The 18,613-nt window shown below is 71.4% G+C and carries 16 protein-coding genes and 1 pseudogene; 12 read left to right on the top strand and 5 right to left on the bottom strand.

Annotated features, from left to right (window positions below):
• Positions 1–147 precede the first annotated feature (147 nt).
• Positions 148–1,290 carry a glycosyltransferase family 4 protein gene (locus tag K3769_RS09570; RefSeq protein WP_267031302.1) on the top strand — a complete coding sequence of 381 codons (1,143 nt, stop codon included), beginning with the start codon at positions 148–150 and terminating at the stop codon, positions 1,288–1,290.
• Between the two features lie 445 nt (positions 1,291–1,735).
• On the opposite strand, the gene K3769_RS09565 is transcribed toward K3769_RS09570, so the two are convergent.
• Positions 1,736–3,532: an AMP-dependent synthetase/ligase gene (locus K3769_RS09565; protein WP_267026003.1), complete on the bottom strand. Its 1,797-nt coding sequence runs from the start codon at positions 3,530–3,532 to the stop codon at positions 1,736–1,738.
• A gap of 287 nt (positions 3,533–3,819) precedes the next feature.
• On the opposite strand from K3769_RS09565, the gene K3769_RS09560 reads away from it, so the two are divergent.
• The 6 genes and pseudogenes from K3769_RS09560 to K3769_RS09535 all read left to right on the top strand — a co-directional run bounded on the left by K3769_RS09560 (position 3,820) and on the right by K3769_RS09535 (position 9,207).
• Positions 3,820–4,671 (top strand): metallophosphoesterase family protein, encoded by an 852-nt coding sequence (locus K3769_RS09560; protein WP_372514896.1) that lies wholly within the window; start codon positions 3,820–3,822, stop codon positions 4,669–4,671.
• A 162-nt stretch (positions 4,672–4,833) separates the two neighbouring features.
• Positions 4,834–5,268, top strand: a pseudogene (locus K3769_RS09555) (SRPBCC family protein); the annotation flags it as partial.
• A 180-nt stretch (positions 5,269–5,448) separates the two neighbouring features.
• A complete protein-coding gene (locus K3769_RS09550; protein WP_267026002.1) occupies positions 5,449–6,672 on the top strand; it encodes an ArsA family ATPase in 1,224 nt (407 codons plus the stop codon).
• Positions 6,673–6,730: 58 nt separating this feature from the next.
• Positions 6,731–7,279 carry a DUF5304 domain-containing protein gene (locus K3769_RS09545; RefSeq protein ID WP_267026001.1) on the top strand — a complete coding sequence of 183 codons (549 nt, stop codon included), beginning with the start codon at positions 6,731–6,733 and terminating at the stop codon, positions 7,277–7,279.
• Positions 7,280–7,332: 53 nt separating this feature from the next.
• Positions 7,333–8,286 (top strand): ROK family glucokinase, encoded by a 954-nt coding sequence (locus tag K3769_RS09540; protein WP_267026000.1) that lies wholly within the window; start codon positions 7,333–7,335, stop codon positions 8,284–8,286.
• Between the two features lie 144 nt (positions 8,287–8,430).
• Positions 8,431–9,207: an endonuclease/exonuclease/phosphatase family protein gene (locus tag K3769_RS09535; RefSeq protein WP_267025999.1), complete on the top strand. Its 777-nt coding sequence runs from the start codon at positions 8,431–8,433 to the stop codon at positions 9,205–9,207.
• Positions 9,208–9,215: 8 nt separating this feature from the next.
• Here the strand turns inward: K3769_RS09535 and K3769_RS09530 are convergent, their stop codons facing one another.
• Both K3769_RS09530 and K3769_RS09525 read right to left on the bottom strand, forming a co-directional pair.
• Positions 9,216–9,923 carry a hypothetical protein gene (locus tag K3769_RS09530; protein ID WP_267025998.1) on the bottom strand — a complete coding sequence of 236 codons (708 nt, stop codon included), beginning with the start codon at positions 9,921–9,923 and terminating at the stop codon, positions 9,216–9,218.
• Positions 9,916–10,725, bottom strand: coding sequence for an alpha/beta hydrolase (locus tag K3769_RS09525; RefSeq protein WP_267025997.1), 810 nt, complete (start codon positions 10,723–10,725; stop codon positions 9,916–9,918). The genes K3769_RS09530 and K3769_RS09525 overlap by 8 nt, the downstream gene beginning before the upstream one ends.
• 161 nt (positions 10,726–10,886) lie before the next feature.
• On the opposite strand from K3769_RS09525, the gene K3769_RS09520 reads away from it, so the two are divergent.
• The 4 genes from K3769_RS09520 to K3769_RS09505 all read left to right on the top strand — a co-directional run bounded on the left by K3769_RS09520 (position 10,887) and on the right by K3769_RS09505 (position 14,792).
• Positions 10,887–11,630, top strand: coding sequence for a lysophospholipid acyltransferase family protein (locus K3769_RS09520; protein WP_267031300.1), 744 nt, complete (start codon positions 10,887–10,889; stop codon positions 11,628–11,630).
• A gap of 38 nt (positions 11,631–11,668) precedes the next feature.
• The gene (gene macS / locus K3769_RS09515; RefSeq protein ID WP_267025996.1) at positions 11,669–12,922 is read left to right on the top strand and encodes a MacS family sensor histidine kinase; all 1,254 of its coding nucleotides are present in this window, start codon (positions 11,669–11,671) and stop codon (positions 12,920–12,922) included.
• Positions 12,923–12,972: 50 nt separating this feature from the next.
• A complete protein-coding gene (locus tag K3769_RS09510) occupies positions 12,973–13,620 on the top strand; it encodes a response regulator (protein ID WP_372515141.1) in 648 nt (215 codons plus the stop codon).
• 143 nt (positions 13,621–13,763) lie between these two features.
• On the top strand, positions 13,764–14,792 hold the full coding sequence (locus K3769_RS09505) for a 6-phosphofructokinase (protein ID WP_267025994.1): 1,029 nt from the start codon (positions 13,764–13,766) through the stop codon (positions 14,790–14,792).
• Positions 14,793–14,940: 148 nt separating this feature from the next.
• Here K3769_RS09505 and K3769_RS09500 read toward each other — a convergent pair whose 3' ends face one another.
• Positions 14,941–16,836: an anthranilate synthase family protein gene (locus tag K3769_RS09500; protein WP_267025993.1), complete on the bottom strand. Its 1,896-nt coding sequence runs from the start codon at positions 16,834–16,836 to the stop codon at positions 14,941–14,943.
• A gap of 146 nt (positions 16,837–16,982) precedes the next feature.
• Positions 16,983–17,045 carry a trp operon leader peptide gene (locus K3769_RS41100; RefSeq protein WP_152788727.1) on the bottom strand — a complete coding sequence of 21 codons (63 nt, stop codon included), beginning with the start codon at positions 17,043–17,045 and terminating at the stop codon, positions 16,983–16,985.
• Between the two features lie 142 nt (positions 17,046–17,187).
• On the opposite strand from K3769_RS41100, the gene K3769_RS09495 reads away from it, so the two are divergent.
• The gene (locus tag K3769_RS09495; protein ID WP_267025992.1) at positions 17,188–18,540 is read left to right on the top strand and encodes a class II 3-deoxy-7-phosphoheptulonate synthase; all 1,353 of its coding nucleotides are present in this window, start codon (positions 17,188–17,190) and stop codon (positions 18,538–18,540) included.
• The last annotated feature ends 73 nt before the right edge of the window (positions 18,541–18,613 follow it).

Here is an 18,613-nt window from a genome sequence, read left to right as displayed (position 1 = left end):
CTTGTCCGTACGCGTCCGCCGTGCCGCTCCGTCGCCGCCCCGCTGTGCGGCCATGATCCCCCGCGCGGCTGTGCGAGACCCGTGAAGCGCGGCCGGGCCGAGCTGTGAGGTACGGGTTCGGTACTGTCGACGGCGATGCGCGAGACCATGCACAAGACCCTGATCGTGACCAACGACTTTCCGCCGAGGCCGGGCGGTATCCAGGCCTTCCTGCACAACATGGCGTTGCGCCTGGACCCCGAACGGCTCGTCGTCTACGCCTCCACATGGAAGCGGGGCCGGGAAGGTGCCGAGGCCACAGCCGCCTTCGACGCCGAACAGCCCTTCGTCATCGTACGCGACCGAACAACCATGCTGCTGCCCACCGCGAGGGTCTCCCGGCGGGCCGTCGGGCTGCTGCGGGAGCACGGCTGTACCTCGGTGTGGTTCGGCGCGGCGGCACCGCTCGGGCTGCTCGCGCCCGCGCTGCGCAAGGCGGGCGCGGAGCGGCTCGTGGCCACCACGCACGGTCATGAGGCGGGGTGGGCGCAACTGCCCGCGGCGCGTCAACTGCTGCGCAGGATCGGTGAGTCGACGGACACGATCACGTATCTGGGGGAGTACACCCGGTCGCGGATCGCCACGGCGCTGACGGCCGAGGCGGCCGGTCGGATGGTGCAACTTCCGCCCGGGGTCGACGAGAAGACGTTCCATCCCGGGTCGGGCGGGGACGCCGTCCGGGCGCGCCTCGGTCTCACCGACCGGCCGGTCGTGGTGTGCGTCTCGCGGCTCGTGCCGCGCAAGGGGCAGGACACGTTGATCCTCGCGATGCCGCGGATCCTCGCGAGCGAGCCGGAGGCGGTACTGCTGATCGTGGGTGGCGGGCCGTACGAGAAGGAACTGCGCCGGCTGGCGTACGAGACCGGGGTCGCCGGCTCCGTCCGCTTCACCGGGGCGGTGCCCTGGTCCGAACTGCCGGCCCATTACGGGGCAGGCGACGTGTTCGCCATGCCGTGCCGGACGCGGCGCGGGGGGCTGGATGTGGAGGGGCTCGGCATCGTCTACCTGGAGGCGTCCGCGACGGGGCTTCCCGTGGTCGCGGGTGACTCCGGGGGCGCGCCGGACGCGGTGCTCGACGGGGAGACGGGGTGGGTGGTCCGGGGTGGCTCCGCGGAGGACGCCGCCGACCGCATCACCACGCTCCTCGCGGATCCGGAGCTGCGGCGGCGGATGGGGGAGCGGGGACGGGAGTGGGTCGAGTCACGCTGGCGGTGGGATCTGCTGGCGGAGGGGTTGCGGGGGTTGCTGTAGCGCGGGCGGGCGGCGCGCGTCGCGGGAACGGGCCAAAAGATTGCGCAGTTCCCCGCGCCCCTGAAAGCGCGGGGTACGCCGGGCAGGGCGCTGCGGACCGTTGTGGCCGATTGCGCCGTTCCCCGCGCCCCTGAAAACGCGCCGTGCGGAGCTACTTGCTGCGGGTGCGGCGGCCTGCGGAGCGTCGTGGTCGGGTTTGCGCAGTTCCCCGCGCCCCCAAAAAAGCAAAAGGAAGGGGCGCAGCCCCGCCTTTCAGGGGCGCGGGGAACTGCGCGGGCAACCGTCACGGCCCGTAGCTGTGATGCGGGCGCTCTTTCAGGGGCGCGGGGAACTGCGCGGGCGGCCGTCACTGCCTGGAGTTGTGAGGCGGGGGGTTTTGAGGGGCGCGGTGGTCGGCGGGGGGCGAGTGGGGGACGTGGTCCCCGATGGTCGGTGAACGTGGGCGTCAGCCCTGGTAGATCGCCTCGATCTCCGCGGCGTAATCCTTCGCCACCACGTTCCGCTTCAGCTTCAGGGACGGCGTCAGATGCCCCGAATCCTCCGTGAACTGGTGCGACAGCACACGGAACTTCCGCACCGACTCCGCCTTCGACACCGCCGCGTTCCCGTCGTCCACCGCACTCTGCAGCGCCGCGAGCAGATCCGGGTCGAGAGCCAGGGACGCCGCGGTCGAGCCGGCCGGCTTCCCGTGCTCCTCGGCCCACCGCCCCAGGAACTCCTCGTCGATGGTGACCAGCGCGCCCACGAACGGCCGCCCGTCACCGACGACCATGCACTCGGCGACCAGCGCGTGCGCCCGGATCCGGTCCTCGATCACGGCCGGAGCGACGTTCTTGCCGCCCGCCGTGACGATGATCTCCTTCTTGCGGCCGGTGATGCGCAGATACCCGTCCTCGTCGAGCGTGCCGATGTCACCGGTGTGGAACCAGCCGTCGGCCAGCGCCTCCTCGGTCGCGCCCTCGTTGTTCCAGTACCCCTTGAACAGGTGCTCGCCGTGCAGCAGCACCTCGCCGTCGTCGGCGATCCGGATCACCGAGCCCGGCAGCGGCTGTCCGACCGTGCCGATCTTCTGCCGGTCCCACGGGTTGAACGCGGTGGCCGCGCAGGACTCCGTCAGCCCGTACCCCTCCAGGACCGTGAAGCCGATGCCGCGGAAGAAGTGGCCCAGGCGCTCACCCAGCGGAGCCCCGCCCGAGATCGCGTACTCGCCCTTGCCGCCGAGCACCGCCCGCAGCTTGCTGTAGACGAGCGCGTCGAACGCCTTGTGTTTGATCCGCAGGCCCAGCGACGGACCCGCCGTCGTGTCCAGCGCGCGGCTGTACGCGATCGCCGTGTCCGCCGCCTTGTCGAAGATCTTGCCCTTGCCGTCGGCCTGCGCCTTGGCCCGCGCCGAGTTGTAGACCTTCTCGAAGACGCGCGGCACACCGAGGATCAGCGTCGGCCGGAACGAGGCCAGCTCGTCGGTGAGGTTCTTGATGTCCGGGACCATGCCCAGCTTGATCGGCGCCATCATCGGCGCGACCTGCACGAGCCGTCCGAAGACGTGCGCGAGCGGCAGGAAGAGGAGCACCGAGCACTCCCCGGTGCGGAACAGCGGACGCAGCCGCTCCACGATGTTGCCGCACTCGGCGAAGAAGCTGCGGTGGGTCAGCACACAGCCCTTGGGGCGCCCGGTCGTACCGCTGGTGTAGACGATCGTGGCCGGGTCGTCGGCCTTGGCGAGCGAGCCGCGCTCCTCGACCGCGGCGTCCGAGACGTCCTTGCCGGCGCGGTCGAGCTCGTCGATCCCGCCGCGCTCGATCTGCCAGACGTGCTTGAGCTGCGGCAGCCGGTCGCGCACCGACTCGACGGCGGCGGCGTGCGCGTCCAGCTCCACGACGATCGCGATCGCTCCCGAGTCGCCGAGGATCCACTGCACCTGCTCCGGGGAGCTGGTCTCGTACACCGGTACGGTGACGGCGCCCGCGCTCCAGATGGCGAAGTCGAGCAGCGTCCACTCGTACCGCGTGCGGGACATCAGGGCGACGCGGTCGCCGGGCTGCACGCCCGAGGCGATCAGGCCCTTCGCGGCGGCCTGCACCTCGGCGAGGAAGGCGGTGGCCGTGACATCCGTCCAGGTACCGCCGACCTTGCGGGCGATGACCGCGACATCGGGATGCTGCGCGGCGTTTCTGCGGACGATGTCGGTCAGATTGCCGTCCGCAGGGACCTCGTACAAAGCCGGAAGGCTGAACTCGCGCAAGACTGCTGCTCCTCATAGGGCGCCGACGCCACGACTTCGTGTGATGCGACGGAGCGGTCCAAGGCTCGGGCAGGTGCTCCGGGAGTCGGATGTTGAAACCCTGAGCACGACTGGACTGCCCGGACGTTACCCGCCGGTAGTGCTTCTACGACAGGGGGGTCGGGCGAGATGTTCCCCGCGTCACATGTGTTGGCGTTCCTTGGCGCAGAGTAGTCCAACCCCTTACTGATCGGGTAGTAACCGCAGGTCCGCCCGCGTCTACACACCTTTGCTCCACAGGCCTACCCTTGATCGCCATGGCAGGTACACAAGGCGGCGCCAGTGGCGGCAGCGGCGGGCGCGAAACCCCCGGAACAGTCCCCGCAACAGTCCCGAGGACACGGATCCACGTCGTGAGCGACGTGCACGGCAACGCCCGTGACCTGGCCAGGGCGGGTGAGGGCGCGGACGCCCTGATCTGTCTGGGCGACCTCGTGCTCTTCATCGACTACGCCGACCACTCCCGCGGCATCTTCCCGGATCTCTTCGGCACCGAGAACACGGACCGCATCGTCGAGCTGCGCACCGCCCGCAGGTACGAGGACGCGCGGGCCCTCGGCGCCCGGCTGTGGGCGGGCGTCGACCGCGGCCCCGCCATCGAGAAGGCCGTACGCAAGCAGTACGCCGAACTCTTCGCGGCGTTCCCCACCCCGACGTACGCCACCTACGGCAACGTCGACATCCCGTCCCTCTGGTCGGAGTACGCCGGACCCGGCACCACCGTGCTCGACGGGCAGCGCGTGGAGATCGGGGGCCGGGTCTTCGGCTTCGTCGGCGGCGGCCTGCGTACGCCCATGCGGACCCCGTACGAGATCAGCGACGAGGAGTACGCGGCGAAGATCGAGGCCGTCGGGGAGGTCGACGTGCTGTGCACCCACATCCCGCCCGAGGTGCCCGAGCTCGTCTACGACACGGTGGCGCGGCGCTTCGAGCGGGGCAGCCGGGCGCTGCTGGCCGCGATCCGGCGCACCAGGCCGCGCTACTCGCTCTTCGGGCACGTCCACCAGCCGCTCGCCCCGCGCATGCGGGTCGGCGCCACGGAGTGCGTGAACGTGGGTCACTTCGCCGGGACGGGGAAGCCGTGGGCGCTGGAGTGGTGAGGGGTGCGGGGGGCGCCGGCGGGCGCGGGGCCGGGGGCGGCGGGCCCTGTCCAGCGCGGTAGCGTTCACGCTGCGCACACAGGTAGAAAGCGTTCGTACCCCGCAGAACCCTCGTGCTGCGCGCAACCCCCTGTCCGGACCGCATCTGGAGGAGCCACAGCGATGGCGGAACACACCAGTTCGAGTATCACGATCGAGGCGGCACCGGCCGATGTCATGGCGGTCATCGCCGACTTCGCCCGCTACCCCGACTGGACGGGCGAGGTGAAGGAGGCGCAGGTGCTCGCGACGGACGAGAAGGGCCGCGCGGAGCAGGTGCGCCTCGTCATGGACGCCGGTGCCATCAAGGACGACCAGACGCTCGGTTACACCTGGACCGGCGACCACGAGGTCTCCTGGACCCTGGTCAAGTCCCAGATGCTCCGCTCGCTGGACGGCTCGTACATCCTCAGGCCGGCCGGCCTGAGCGCCACCGAGGTCACCTACCGGCTCACCGTCGACGTCAAGATCCCGATGCTCGGCATGATCAAGCGCAAGGCGGAGAAGGTCATCATCGACCGCGCGCTGGCGGGCCTGAAGAAGCGGGTGGAGTCGGGCGACGCCGCCGGCGAGGACGGTACGACGCGGCCGACCGACACCGACACCGACACCGGCACCGGCATCGACAAGAAGACAGGGCCGGGCGGCAAGTAGACAGGGCTGGGCGGCAAGTAGGCGGGGCCGGGGGCTGGTGGTGGGGCGTGGCCGCCGTTGTCGCACCGCGTACCGTTCACCCTCATGCGCACCATCCTGATCACCGGCCCCGGCGGCTCCGGCCGCACCACCGTCGCCGCGGCCACCGCTCGGGAGGCCGCCCGCCGGGGCACCCGCACCCTGGTGCTCTCCGCGGACAGCACCGACACCCTCGGTGCCGCCCTCGGCGTTCCCACCGGCCCCGCGCCCACGCCCGTCGGGACCGCTCCCGGGCTCACGGCCTGGCGGCCGGACGCCGGCGAGAGCTTCCGGGCGGACCTCCTGGCCCTCCAGGAACAGGCCTCCACCGCCCTCGACCTGCTGGGCTCGGCCCGTCTGGACACCGAGGAGCTCACCCCGCTGCCCGGTGCCGAGGAACTCACCCTGCTCCGCGCCCTGCGCGACGCGAGCACCGCGGACACCTTCGACCTGCTGGTCGTCGACCTGCCCCCGGCCCCCCAGGCCCTCGCCCTGCTCGCCCTCCCGGAACAACTGCGCCGGTACCTGCGCCGCCTGCTGCCCGCGGAACGCCAGGCCGCCCGCGCCCTGCGCCCCGTCCTCGGCCGCCTGGCCGGCGTCCCCATGCCGACGGACCGGCTGTACGAGACGGCCGCCCGCTGGGACGTCGAACTGGCCGCGGTCCAGCTGGCCGTCGAGGACCCGGCCACGACGGTACGGCTGGTCGCCGAGCCGGGACCCGCGGGCGCCGACGCCGTACGGTCGGCCGTCACCGGCCTCGCCCTGCGCGGGCTGCGCACCGACGCCCTGATCGGCAACCGCGTCCTGCCCGACGCGTCCCCCGACACCTGGCTGGCCGCCCTGGCCGCCCAGCAGCGCAAGGCCCTCGACGGATGGCGTGACGAGTGGGGTTCCGCCGGGACGTGCGAGGTGCACGAGATCCCCCACCTCGGCCGCGACCCGCGCGGCGCCGACGACCTGGCCCTGCTCCCCGTACCCGTATCCCTCTCCGCTTCCGCTTCCGCGACCGTTCCGGGTGGCGCCGCGGGCCCGCTCGCCTGGCCCGTCGTAGACCGGCTCGCCGACGACGGTGTGCTCGTCTGGCACATCCCGCTGCCCGGCGCGATACGCGAGGAACTCGACCTCGTCCGCCGAGGCGACGAACTCGTCGTCACCGTCGGGCAGTTCCGCCGGATCGTCGCGCTCCCGTCCGCCCTGCGCCGCTGCGCGGTCGACGGGGCCTCCCTGCGCGAGGGCGAACTGCGTGTCCGGTTCGTGCCCGACCCGGATCTGTGGCCACGGACACGGTGAACGGCCTACCCCGTTCGGGTAACGTCGAGAGACACAGAGCCGATGCTTGGAGTCCGCCATGAGCGATGAGCGCCCCACGTCCGACGCGGGGGAGGACGCGCTCGACCCGGTGCGCGACGGCACGGTGCCCGGCGAGGAGCGCGACGATCAACGCGACGACCGGCGCGACGAGGTCCGGGCGACCGACGACGATGCCTGGGCGAAGGCGTGCGCCGAGGACCTCGCCGCCGAGAAGGAACGCCGCCGCACCCAGTACGGCCAGCCGCCCGGCTCGGCCGCCGAGGAACTGCGCAAACTCGTCGACGCCGTCGCCGACAAGCTGTCCGGACTGCAGTCGCCGCTGCTCGGCGCGGTCGCGGGCGGCGCCGCCCAGCAGATGGTGAACCAGGTCGTGCAGCAGGCCAAGGCCGCCGTCGAGCCGGTCATCGAGCGCAACCCCGACGTGTTCGACCACCTGGCGAGCGCCGGCTCGGAGCTGCTCGCCGCGTACCGCTCCGCCGTCGAGGCGCAGGAACGGCGCTGGACCGCCCGTGACACCGCCGCGCGCCCCCGGGACGAGGGCACCGGCCAGGGCACCGGTAGCGGTGAACACATCGACCTCGACTGAAGTCGCTCGGGTACGGTTGGCCATAGCGGGGCTCGACCGAAACTGAGGGATTCATGGGACTCACCATCGGCGTCGACATCGGCGGCACGAAGATCGCGGCCGGGGTGGTCGACGAGGAAGGCAACATCCTCTCGACCTTCAAGGTGCCGACTCCCACGACGCCGCAGGCGATCGTGGACGCGATCGCCGCGGCCGTCGAAGGTGCCAGGGCCGGGCACGAGATCGTCGGCGTGGGCATCGGTGCCGCCGGATACGTCGACCGGCAGCGCTCGACGGTCTATTTCGCGCCGAACATCGACTGGCGTCAGGAGCCCCTGAAGGAAGCGGTGGAGGCCCGGGTGGGCCTGCCGGTCGTCGTCGAGAACGACGCGAACGCGGCGGCCTGGGGCGAGTACAAGTTCGGCGCGGGCAAGGGGCACCGGAACGTCATCTGCATCACGCTCGGCACCGGCCTGGGCGGCGGCATCATCATCGGCAACAAGCTGCGCCGCGGGCACTTCGGGGTGGCCGCGGAGTTCGGGCACATCCGGATGGTCCCGGACGGGCTGCTGTGCGGCTGCGGCTCGCAGGGCTGCTGGGAGCAGTACGCGTCCGGGCGCGCGCTCGTCCGGTACGCGAAGCAGCGGGCCAACGCGACGCCGGAGAACGCGGACATCCTGCTGTCGCTGGGGGACGGCTCGCCCGACGGCATCGAGGGCAAGCACATCTCGATGGCGGCGCGGCAGGGCGATCCGGTGGCGGTGGACTCCTACCGTGAGCTGGCCCGCTGGGCCGGTGCGGGTCTCGCCGACCTGGCCTCGCTCTTCGACCCCTCCGCGTTCATCGTCGGCGGGGGGCTCTCGGACGAGGGGGAGCTGGTCCTCGACCCGATCCGCAAGTCGTACAAGCGGTGGCTGGTGGGCGGGAACTGGCGTCCCGTCGCCGACGTGATCGCCGCGCGACTGGGGAACGAGGCGGGCCTGGTCGGCGCGGCCGACCTGGCCCGCGAACCCGACCCCATCATGTAGCGCAGACGCCGCCGACCCGGCAGGGGATGGTTGCGCGGGTCCCCGCGCCCCTGAAAGCAGGGGCGCGGGGAACCGCGCGAACGGCACCCGCCCGGTCGCCGCCGGGCGACAAATCCGCCCCCTCCACCCGATATCTTGATCCGCATGTCGACCACCCCGACAACCACCCCCCTGCCCGGCCCCCGGACGGAGTCCAACGGCTCGGCCGTCATCCGCGTCCTCAGCTACAACATCCGCTCCATGCGGGACGACACCAGCGCACTGGCCCGCGTGATCGCCGCTTGCGACCCGGACCTGGTCCTCCTCCAGGAAGCCCCCCGCTTCTTCCGCTGGCGCAAGAAACTCGCCCGCCTCGCGGCGGCCTCGGGACAGGTCGTCCTCTCCGGCGGGGCCACCGCGTCAGGCCCCGCCCTCCTCTGCTCCCTGCGCGCCACGGTCGAACGCACCGAGGACGTACTGCTCCCCCTCACCCCCGGCCTGCACCGCCGCGGCTTCGCGACCGCCGTCGTACGGTTCGGCGGGGCGGACGGCCCCCGCGTCGGCGTACTGAGCTGCCATCTCTCCCTCCAGAAGGACGAGCGCCAACAGCAGGGCGCCATGCTCCTGGAGAGCCTCGCCGCCCTGGACACCCCGTACGCCGTCGTGGGCGGCGACCTCAACGAGCGCCCGGACGGCCGGACGTTCAAGCGCCTCGCGGCAGCGCTCCAGGACGGCTGGGCGGTGGCCCCCTGGGGCGGGGAACACACCTCCACGCCCGGCGACCCCCATCAGCGCATCGACGCGCTCTTCGCCACGGCGGGCGTACAGGTCCTGGGCTGCGGCGTACCCCTGGACCAGCCCGGAGTGACCGAGGCGGACCTGAGAGCCGCCACGGACCACCTCCCGGTCCTGGCGGCCCTCAGAATCCCAGCCTCCGCATAAGCCGGCCGTCAGACGACCGCGCCGCGCCCAGGATCGTCCTCGTCCTCCTCGTCGCCGCGCATCCGCCCCACCAGCGTGGCGAACCCGCCGAGGAAGCCGCCGATGCCCAGCGTGGCGAGGTACCACGTCATCTCCCACCCGAGCAGCACCGCGAGAAGCAGCAGCACCGGGCCGCCGATCACGCCCAGCCAGGCGAACTTGGCCGTGGCGTCCGCGGCGGGCAGCGGGGGCGGCTCCGGCGGCACGAAGTGGCCCTCGTCGTCCTCGTCGAAGTCCTCCTCGACCGGTTCGGGCGCCGAGTAGTCACGCGGCCCGGCGACACCCGGCGCGAACGCCACCGAACTGCCGAGCGGCCTGCCCGCCCCGGACTCGTCCTTCGCGCCGGTTTTCGCGTCCCCCTCGGAGCCGGTCTCCGCGCCGCCCTCAGGACCCGTGCCGTCCGTACCGCCCTGCTTGCCCTTGACGCCCTTGGAGGGCGCGGAACTCCTGCCGCCGGAGTCGCCGGCACCCCCGCCCGCGTCGTTCGTCTCGGGCTCCAGGAGCGCCAGGTCCTCCACGGACTTGAAGGGCTTGGCGCCGGGCGGGTCCGGCGGTTCGTCGCCGTATCCGGCGACGATGGCCTCCCAGGCCGCCGTCTCGTCGAACGACGGGCCCTGCTCACCGCCGGGCGGTGCGTCCTTCTCGTCGGGCTCGCGGTCCGCGTCGTGCTCAGCCACCAGTGTCCGTCCCTTCCTGCTGACTCGCCTGACCCGCGCCTGCCTCCTTGCCGGCACCGGGTGCGAGCCGGGAGACGAAGGCGAAGCTCTCCTCGAAGATCCGGTCCGCGTCGTGGTCCAACGTCGCGACGTGGTAGCTCTGTTCCAGAAGTATCTCCGTGACATCCACGGACGACACCCGGCTGAGGATGCGGGCCGAGTCGGCGGGCGGCACGACATGGTCCTGGGGGCTGTGCAGAAGCAGCATCGGCTGGGTCACCTGCGGCAGCTCGCCGTCGACCAGCCGGTAGAAGTTACGCATCGAGTGGGCCGCGTGCAGGGGCACCTTGTCGTAGCCGATCTCGATCCCGCCGTCCTTGGCGATGTCGCTGGTGATGCCGTCCACGGTCCTGACGAAGTGACGGATCACCGGCAGTGCGTACGCCGAGAGGCCGTGCACCTTGTTCGCCGGGTTGACGACCACTGTGCCGCTGACCTCGTCGCCGTGCTTGGCGGCGAGCCGCAGGGTGAGCGCGCCGCCCATGGAGAGGCCGAAGACGAAGACCTGCGAGCAGCGCTCGCGCAGGGCGCGCAGCTCACGGTCCACTTCCGCGTACCAGTCCTGCCAGCCGGTGAGCTGCATGTCCTCCCAGCGTGTGCCGTGCCCGGGCAGCAGCGGCAGCGAGACGCTGAGGCCGCGTGCGGCGAGATACTCCGCCCAGGGGCGCAGCGACTGCGGGGAACCGGTGAAGCCGTGGCAGAGGAGGACCCCGACCTCTCCCCCCTCGTGGTGGAACGGCTCAGCTCCGGGAAGGACCGGCACCTTCGGTCTCCTGTTCGTTCAAGAACGACGCGACGATCACCCCGAAGCTTCGAGGCGTACTTCACCGTACGCGACGGCACTGACACCGACCAGGCCCGTCGGGCCCATTGACGGTGCTCCGGGTTAAGGTCTGATCGACATACACAGGAGGCACTCGGGTGATCTACGGCGCAATGAAGTTTTCCATCGGAGGGCCCCTGAAGCTCGCTTTCAGACCCTGGGTGGAAGGCCTCAGGAACATTCCCGCCGAGGGCCCGGCCATCCTGGCGAGCAACCACCTGTCGTTCTCGGACTCCTTCTTCCTCCCCGCGGTCCTGGACCGCAAGGTCACCTTCATCGCGAAGGCGGAGTACTTCACCACGCCCGGCGTCAAGGGCCGGATGACCGCCGCCTTCTTCAAGGGCGTCGGCCAGCTGCCGGTGGACCGTTCCGGCGGACGCGGCGCGGGCGAGGCGGCGGTCAAGAGCGGTATCGACGTCGTCGAGCGCGGCGAGCTCTTCGGTATCTACCCGGAGGGCACCCGGTCGCCCGACGGCCGCCTCTACCGGGGCAAGCCCGGCGGGCTCGCGCGCGTGGCGCTGGCCACCGGGGCGCCCGTCATCCCGGTCGCCATGATCGACACCGAGAAGATCCAGCCGCCCGGCAAGGTGATGCCCAAGCTGATGCGCCCGGGCATCCGCATCGGCGAACCGCTGGACTTCAGCCGCTACAGCGGCATGGAGCACGACCGTTTCGTGCTGCGCGCGGTGACCGACGAGGTCATGTACGAAATCATGAAGCTCTCCGGCCAGGAGTACGTCGACATCTACGCGACGGCCGCCAAGCGGCAGATCGCGGAAGCGGCGAAGGCACAGAAGCAGGCCCAGAAGCAGGAGCGGGCCGACAAGGAGCACACCGGCTCGTAGACCTGGACGTGGCCGCGGGGGATGGGGTAGTGGGGGACATGGCCAAGCGCGAGAGAGTCATGAGAATGTCGGTCGAGCAGCCGCTGTGGCGCGCGCTCACGGGATACCGCGTCCTGACGCTGGTCTACGCGATCGGTCTCTTCGCCGCGAAGAACGACGAGTTCGTCCGCCCCGAGGTGGCCATCGGCTACTACGTGCTGCTCGCCGCCTGGACCTTCGCCACCCTGCCCAAGGTGGCGAACGCGCAGAGCTGCACCAAGCGCTTCCTCGCGGCCGATCTCACCGTCGCCCTCACCGGCATCCTGCTCACCCCGGTCGCGGACGCCCACGACCGGATCGTCGCGGGCGGCCCGACCCTCCCCTCGATATGGACCGCGGGCGCCGTGCTGGCGTTCGCCATCAAGGGCGGCTGGCGCTGGGCGGCCTTCGCCTCGGCGCTCGTCGGCGTCGCGAACGTCGTCCAGCGCGGCGCCCTCAGCGAGGACACCCTCCACAACGTGCTGCTGGTCTGGGTCGCCTCCATCGCCATCGGATACGTCGTCGAGGTCGCCCGCGCCTCCGAGCGCACCCTGGCCCGCGCCCTGGAGATCGAGGCGGCGACCCGCGAACGCGAGCGGCTCGCCCGTGACATCCACGACGGCGTGCTCCAGGTGCTCGCCATGGTGCAGCGGCGCGGCTCCGCGATCGGCGGGGAGGCCGCGGACCTGGGCCGTCTCGCGGGCGAGCAGGAGGTGGCGCTGCGCACCCTGGTCTCCGGCGGACTCGTACCCCTCTCGCGGGTGTCGGAGGACGAGGCCGAGGGTGCCGTCGTGCGCGCGGTGGACGAGCCGGACCCGCTGGACGACCTGGCGCCCCGCGATCTGCGCCCGCTGCTCGCCCCGTACGCCACCGCGAAAGTGACGTTCTCCGAGCCGGGCACCCCGGTGCCGCTCCCGGCGGGAGCCGCGAGGGAGCTGGCCGGGGCGGTCGGTGCCGCCCTGGACAACGTCCACCGGCACGCGGGCGAGGACGCCCGGGCCTGGATCCTGGTGGAGGACGAACCGGACGAGGTGATCGTGACCGTACGGGACGACGGCCCAGGCATCCCCGAGGGCCGGCTCGCCCAGGCCGAGGGGGAGGGGCGCCTCGGGGTGGCCCTGTCGATCCGCGGACGGCTGCGTGAGATCGGGGGCACCGCCGAGCTGATCTCGGTGCCCGGCCAGGGCACGGAAGTGGAACTGAAGGTACCGAAGCAGGCACCGAAGGCCTCGAAGGGGCCCAAGGGCACACGGGGGAAGGCGGAAAAGGCATGACCGAGGGACAAGGGCAAGAGCCGGAACCGGGGCAGGCCCCGATCCGCGTCATGGTGGTCGACGACCACCCCATGTGGCGCGACGCGGTCGCCCGCGACCTCGCCGAGTCGGGGTTCGACGTGGTCGCGACCGCGGGCGACGGGGAGCAGGCGGTGCGCCGGGCGCAGGCCGCCGGGCCCGACGTCCTCGTGCTGGACCTGAACCTGCCCGCCAAACCCGGCGTGCAGGTCTGCAAGGAACTCGTCGGGCTCAACCCCGCCCTGCGCGTCCTGGTCCTCTCCGCGAGCGGCGAGCACGCCGACGTCCTGGAGGCGGTCAAGTCCGGCGCCACCGGTTACCTCCTCAAGTCGGCCTCCACGGAGGAGCTGATCGACGCGGTGCGCCGCACGGCCGTCGGCGACCCCGTCTTCACCCCGGGCCTCGCGGGTCTCGTCCTCGGCGAGTACCGCAGACTCGCCTCCGACCCGGGCCCCGCCACCGGCGGCGACGAGCCGAGGGCCCCGCAGCTCACCGAACGGGAGACCGAGGTGCTCCGGCTGGTGGCCAAGGGCCTGAGCTACAAGCAGATCGCCGAGCGCCTGGTGATCTCCCACCGCACGGTGCAGAACCACGTCCAGAACACCTTGGGCAAGCTCCAGTTGCACAACCGCGTGGAGTTGGTGCGCTATGCCATAGAGCGGGGCCTCGACGACGCGTAAACCCACCGATATGCCCCAACGAGTGATGACGAGTGATCAACTCCCGCACATTGCACCGGAATTGACCTTCCGCCCTCTCCTGGAGTGACCTGGATCACTATTAGCGTGAGTTCCGTCAGCCAACCATGGCGAAGGGACTTTCCATGCGGGTCGGAGTACTGACCGGTGGCGGCGACTGCCCCGGGCTCAACGCCGTCATCCGGGGCATCGTCCGCAAGGGCGTGCAGGAGTACGGCTATGACTTCACCGGCTTCCGGGACGGGTGGAGGGGGCCGCTGGAAGGCGACTTCGTCCCGCTCGACATTCCCGCCGTGCGGGGCATCCTGCCTCGCGGCGGCACCATCCTCGGCTCCTCGCGCACCAACCCCCTCAAGGTCGAGAACGGCATCCGCCGGATCAAGGAGAACCTCGCCAAGTGCGAGGTCGACGCCCTGATCGCGATCGGCGGAGAGGACACGCTCGGTGTCGCCGCGCGCCTCACCGACGAGTACGGGGTGCCCGTCGTCGGCGTACCGAAGACCATCGACAACGACCTGTCCGCCACCGACTACACCTTCGGCTTCGACACCGCCGTCGGGATCGCGACCGAGGCGATCGACCGGCTGCACACCACCGCCGAATCGCACATGCGCGTGCTGGTGTGCGAGGTGATGGGCCGGCACGCGGGCTGGATCGCGCTCCACTCGGGACTCGCGGGCGGTGCGAACGTCATCCTCATCCCGGAGCAGCGCTTCGACGTCGAGCAGGTCTGTGCCTGGGTGACCTCGCGCTTCAAGGCCTCGTACGCGCCGATCGTGGTCGTCGCGGAGGGGGCGATGCCCAAGGACGGCGACATGGTGCTGAAGGACGGGTCGCTGGACTCCTTCGGGCATGTGCGGCTGTCGGGTGTGGGGGAGTGGCTGTCCAAGGAGATCGAGCGGCGTACGGGGAAGGAGGCGCGGACGACGGTCCTCGGGCATGTCCAGCGGGGTGGGACTCCCAGCGCCTTCGACCGGTGGCTTGCCACACGGTTCGGGCTGCACGCGATCGAGGCCGTCCGGGACGGGGACTTCGGCAAGATGGTCGCGCTCCAGGGGACGGACATCGTGCGCGTCCCGATCGCGGAGGCGACGGCCCGCCTGAAGACGGTGGATCCCCGCCTGTACGAGGAGGTCGGCGTCTTCTTCGGCTGACTTTCCCCGCCCCCGAACCCGAGGTCCTCAAACGCCGGACGGGCTGAATCAGTTCAGCCCGTCCGGCGTTTGAGGACAAAGGGGGCGAGGGGTGCAGCCCCATGCGGGACGGGAACGGGTAGGGGCGGCGGGGGCGCGACGTCCTCGGCTACCCGGCGGGTCGACGCTCCGGGAGCGGGCCCGCCCCCGCCCCCGCCCGCACGCGCGCCATCAGCTCCCGTACGACGTCCGCGCCCCGCAGGCTCAGCACCGACTCGGGGTGGAACTGCACCCCGGCGAAGCCCGGCCCGCGCAGCGCGTGCACCTCCTGACCCCGGCTCCGGGCCACCTCCACCCCATGGGCCGCCAGTTCGAGCGCGGCCTCGTCGCCGCAGCGCGCCACGAAACTGTTGTAGAAACCGACGGTCTCCGTCCGCCCGAACAGCTCGATGTCCGTCTGCGCCCCCTGGTACGGAACCTCCTTGCGCACGGTCTCCAGCCCCAGCTCCGCCGCGATCAGCTCGTGGCCCAGGCACACCCCCAGGACGCCGTACCGGTGCCCGCGCAGCACCTCCGCGGTGAGGCCCCGCAGGAAGGCCATCTTCGGATCGGTGAGGTCGGACGGATCACCCGGGCCGGGGCCCAGGACCAGCGGCCCCTCGTGGGCGAGGGCGGCCTCCCGCAGGCCCTCCTCGTCGTACCGCCGTACGGACACCGTCAGGCCGGAGGAGCGCAGCAGATGCGCGAGCATCGCCGTGAAGGTGTCCTCCCCGTCCACGACGAGCGCGTGCCCCGCCAGTGCGGCGGACGGCTCCTGCATCCGCAGCCAGAACGGCGCGAGCGAGGCCCGCCGCCCGTCGAGCGCGGCCCGCACCCGTGGATCGTCCGCGAGGTTCGCCCGCGCCTCGTCCCCGCCCGGCCGCCCGGGGCGTACGCCGAGAGCGGCCAGTACGCCCGCCGCCTTCGCGTGGGTCTCCGCGACCTCGCCCGCCGGATCCGACCCGCGGACCAGCGTCGCGCCCACCGGTACGCGCAGCCGCCCGCCGCCGTCGATGTCGGCGGTCCGGATGAGGATGGGGGAGTCGAGGGTCTGGGCGCCGCCCGAGTCGCGCCCGATGAGGGCGAGGGCCCCGGCGTAGTAGCCGCGTCCGCCGACCTCGTGCCGCTCGATCACCCGGCACGCGTTCTGCACCGGCGACCCGGTGACGGTCGCCGCGAACATGGTCTCCTTCAGCACCTCGCGCACGTCGAGCGACGACCTGCCCCGCAGCTCGTACTCGGTGTGCGCGAGATGGGCCATCTCCTTGAGGCGCGGCCCGATCACGACTCCGCCCATGTCGCCGACCGTGCACATCATCTTGAGCTCCTCGTCGACGACCATCGAGAGCTCCTCGATCTCCTTGCCGTCGGCCAGGAACTCCAGCAGACCCTCGGGCGTCGGCCCCTCGGCGGGATAGCGGTACGTGCCGCTGATCGGGTTCATCACGGCGGTCCCGCCGGACATCCGCACATGCACCTCGGGGCTCGCCCCGACCAGCGTCCGCTCCCCGGTGTGCACGACGAACGTCCAGTACGCCCCCCGCTCGCCCACCAGCAGCCGGCGGAAGAGCGCCAGCGCGTCGGCCCGTCCGAACCCGGGGATCTCCCCCTCGTACGTCCGCCGGATGACGAAGTTCGCGCCTTCGCCCCGCCCGATCTCCTCCCGCAGCACCCGCCCGACGATCTCCGCGTACTCCTCGTCCGCGACGTCGAAACCGCCGTCCTCGACCCGCACGTCGTGCGCGGGCAGCTCCGCGAGAACCCGCTCGAGGGAGAACTCGTACGACTCCTCCGGGACGAGCACCGACAGGGGAGTGCCGTCGTCGCGGACGTCGAAGCCGCGCTCGCGGATCTGGCGGTACGGGACGAGGGCCAGCCCTTCGGGGAGGTCGGCCAGCCGCTCGTGCTCGGTGACGGGGCCGAGCAGCAGCTCGACGGTGTCGCCCTGCCCGTCGTGGTGGCCCGGTGTGCGGCGGCGCAGCAGGGCGAACGGTCGGGGGTCGTCCAGCAGATCGCGCAGGTTCATGGGTGGGTCCCTGTTCCTTCTCGAGTCTCGGCGTCTCGGCTTCTCAGCGGATGAGGAGGGCGAGAGGTCGTGAGGAACGGTCCCGGTCGCGAAAACACCGAAGGCCGCCCCTCGGGCGGCCTTCGCGAAGTCTTGCGTACGCGCAGTCAGTGGGCCGCCGGGTGAGCGGTCCACCACCAGTTCTGGTTCTGGGTCGAGTGCGCGAACATGCGCCGCACCCTACCTCACGAAGGGTCTGCCGCAGGATGCGTTCGGACGGTGGCCGGTTCGCGGCGCTTCGATCGAGCGCGATCCGTCTCAATTGATGAGCATGGGGAGGGATGCCCGACACGACCCCGTAATGTTGACGCCGTGACCGTGAACGCTAAGTCCAGCGCGAGCGCTGGCAACACCTGGCGAGACCTGCCCGCGGCGCAGCAGCCCGAGTACCCCGATGCCGAGGCTCTGCGCGAAGTGATCGCGGACCTTGAGTCGTATCCGCCGCTCGTCTTCGCCGGCGAGTGCGACCAGCTGCGCGCCCGACTGGGAGCAGTCGCCAAGGGCGAGGCGTTCCTCCTCCAGGGCGGCGACTGCGCCGAGGCCTTCGACGCCGTGTCCGCCGACCACATCCGCAACAAGCTCAAGACCCTGCTCCAGATGGGCGCGGTCCTCACGTACGCGGCGTCCGTGCCGGTCGTGAAGGTGGGCCGGATCGCCGGCCAGTACTCCAAGCCGCGCTCCAAGAACACCGAGACCCGCGACGGCGTGACCCTGCCGACGTACCGCGGCGACTCGGTGAACGGCTTCGACTTCAACGAGAAGGCCCGCGTCCCGGACCCCGAGCGGCTGAAGCGGATGTACAACGCCTCCGCCTCCACGCTCAACCTGGTCCGTGCCTTCACCACCGGCGGCTACGCGGACCTGCGCCAGGTGCACGCCTGGAACCAGGACTTCGTACGGACCTCGCCGTCCGGCCAGCGCTACGAGCAGCTGGCGCGCGAGATCGACCAGGCGCTGCACTTCATGAACGCCTGCGGGGCGGACCCCGAGGAGTTCAAGACCGTCGAGTTCTACGCCTCGCACGAGGCGCTGCTGCTCGACTACGAGTCGGCGCTGACCAGGGTCGACTCCCGCACCGGGCACCTGTACGACGTCTCCGGCCACATGGTGTGGATCGGTGAGCGCACCCGGCAGCTGGACGGCGCGCACATCGAGTTCGCCTCGAAGATCCGCAACCCGATCGGGATCAAGCTGGGCCCGACGACGACGGCCGAGGACGCTCTGCAGTACATCGAGCGGCTCGACCCGGACCGTGAGCCGGGCCGGCTGACCTTCATCGTCCGGATGGGCGCCGACAAGGTCCGCGACAAGCTGCCCGAGCTGGTCGAGAAGGTCACCGCGTCGGGCGCGACCGTCGCCTGGATCACCGACCCGATGCACGGCAACACCTACGAGGCGGCCTCGGGCCACAAGACCCGCCGCTTCGACGACGTGCTCGACGAGGTCAAGGGCTTCTTCGAGGTCCACAAGGGCCTCGGCACCCACCCGGGCGGCATCCACGTCGAGCTCACCGGTGACGACGTCACCGAGTGCGTGGGCGGCGGCGACGAGATCTTCGTCGACGACCTGCACCAGCGCTACGAGACGGCCTGCGACCCCCGGCTGAACCGCAGCCAGTCGCTTGACCTGGCCTTCCTGGTCGCGGAGATGTACCGGGACCAGTAGCAGATCAGCAGCCGTCGCGGCTGTCACCGGCGCGTGTACGGCACGCGTATTGGGGCGCGGATCACATACGATC

The sequence above is a fragment of the Streptomyces ortus genome (genome assembly GCF_026341275.1).
GTDB classification, from domain to species: domain Bacteria; phylum Actinomycetota; class Actinomycetes; order Streptomycetales; family Streptomycetaceae; genus Streptomyces; species Streptomyces ortus.
This window is presented reverse-complemented; position numbering and strand designations above follow the sequence as displayed.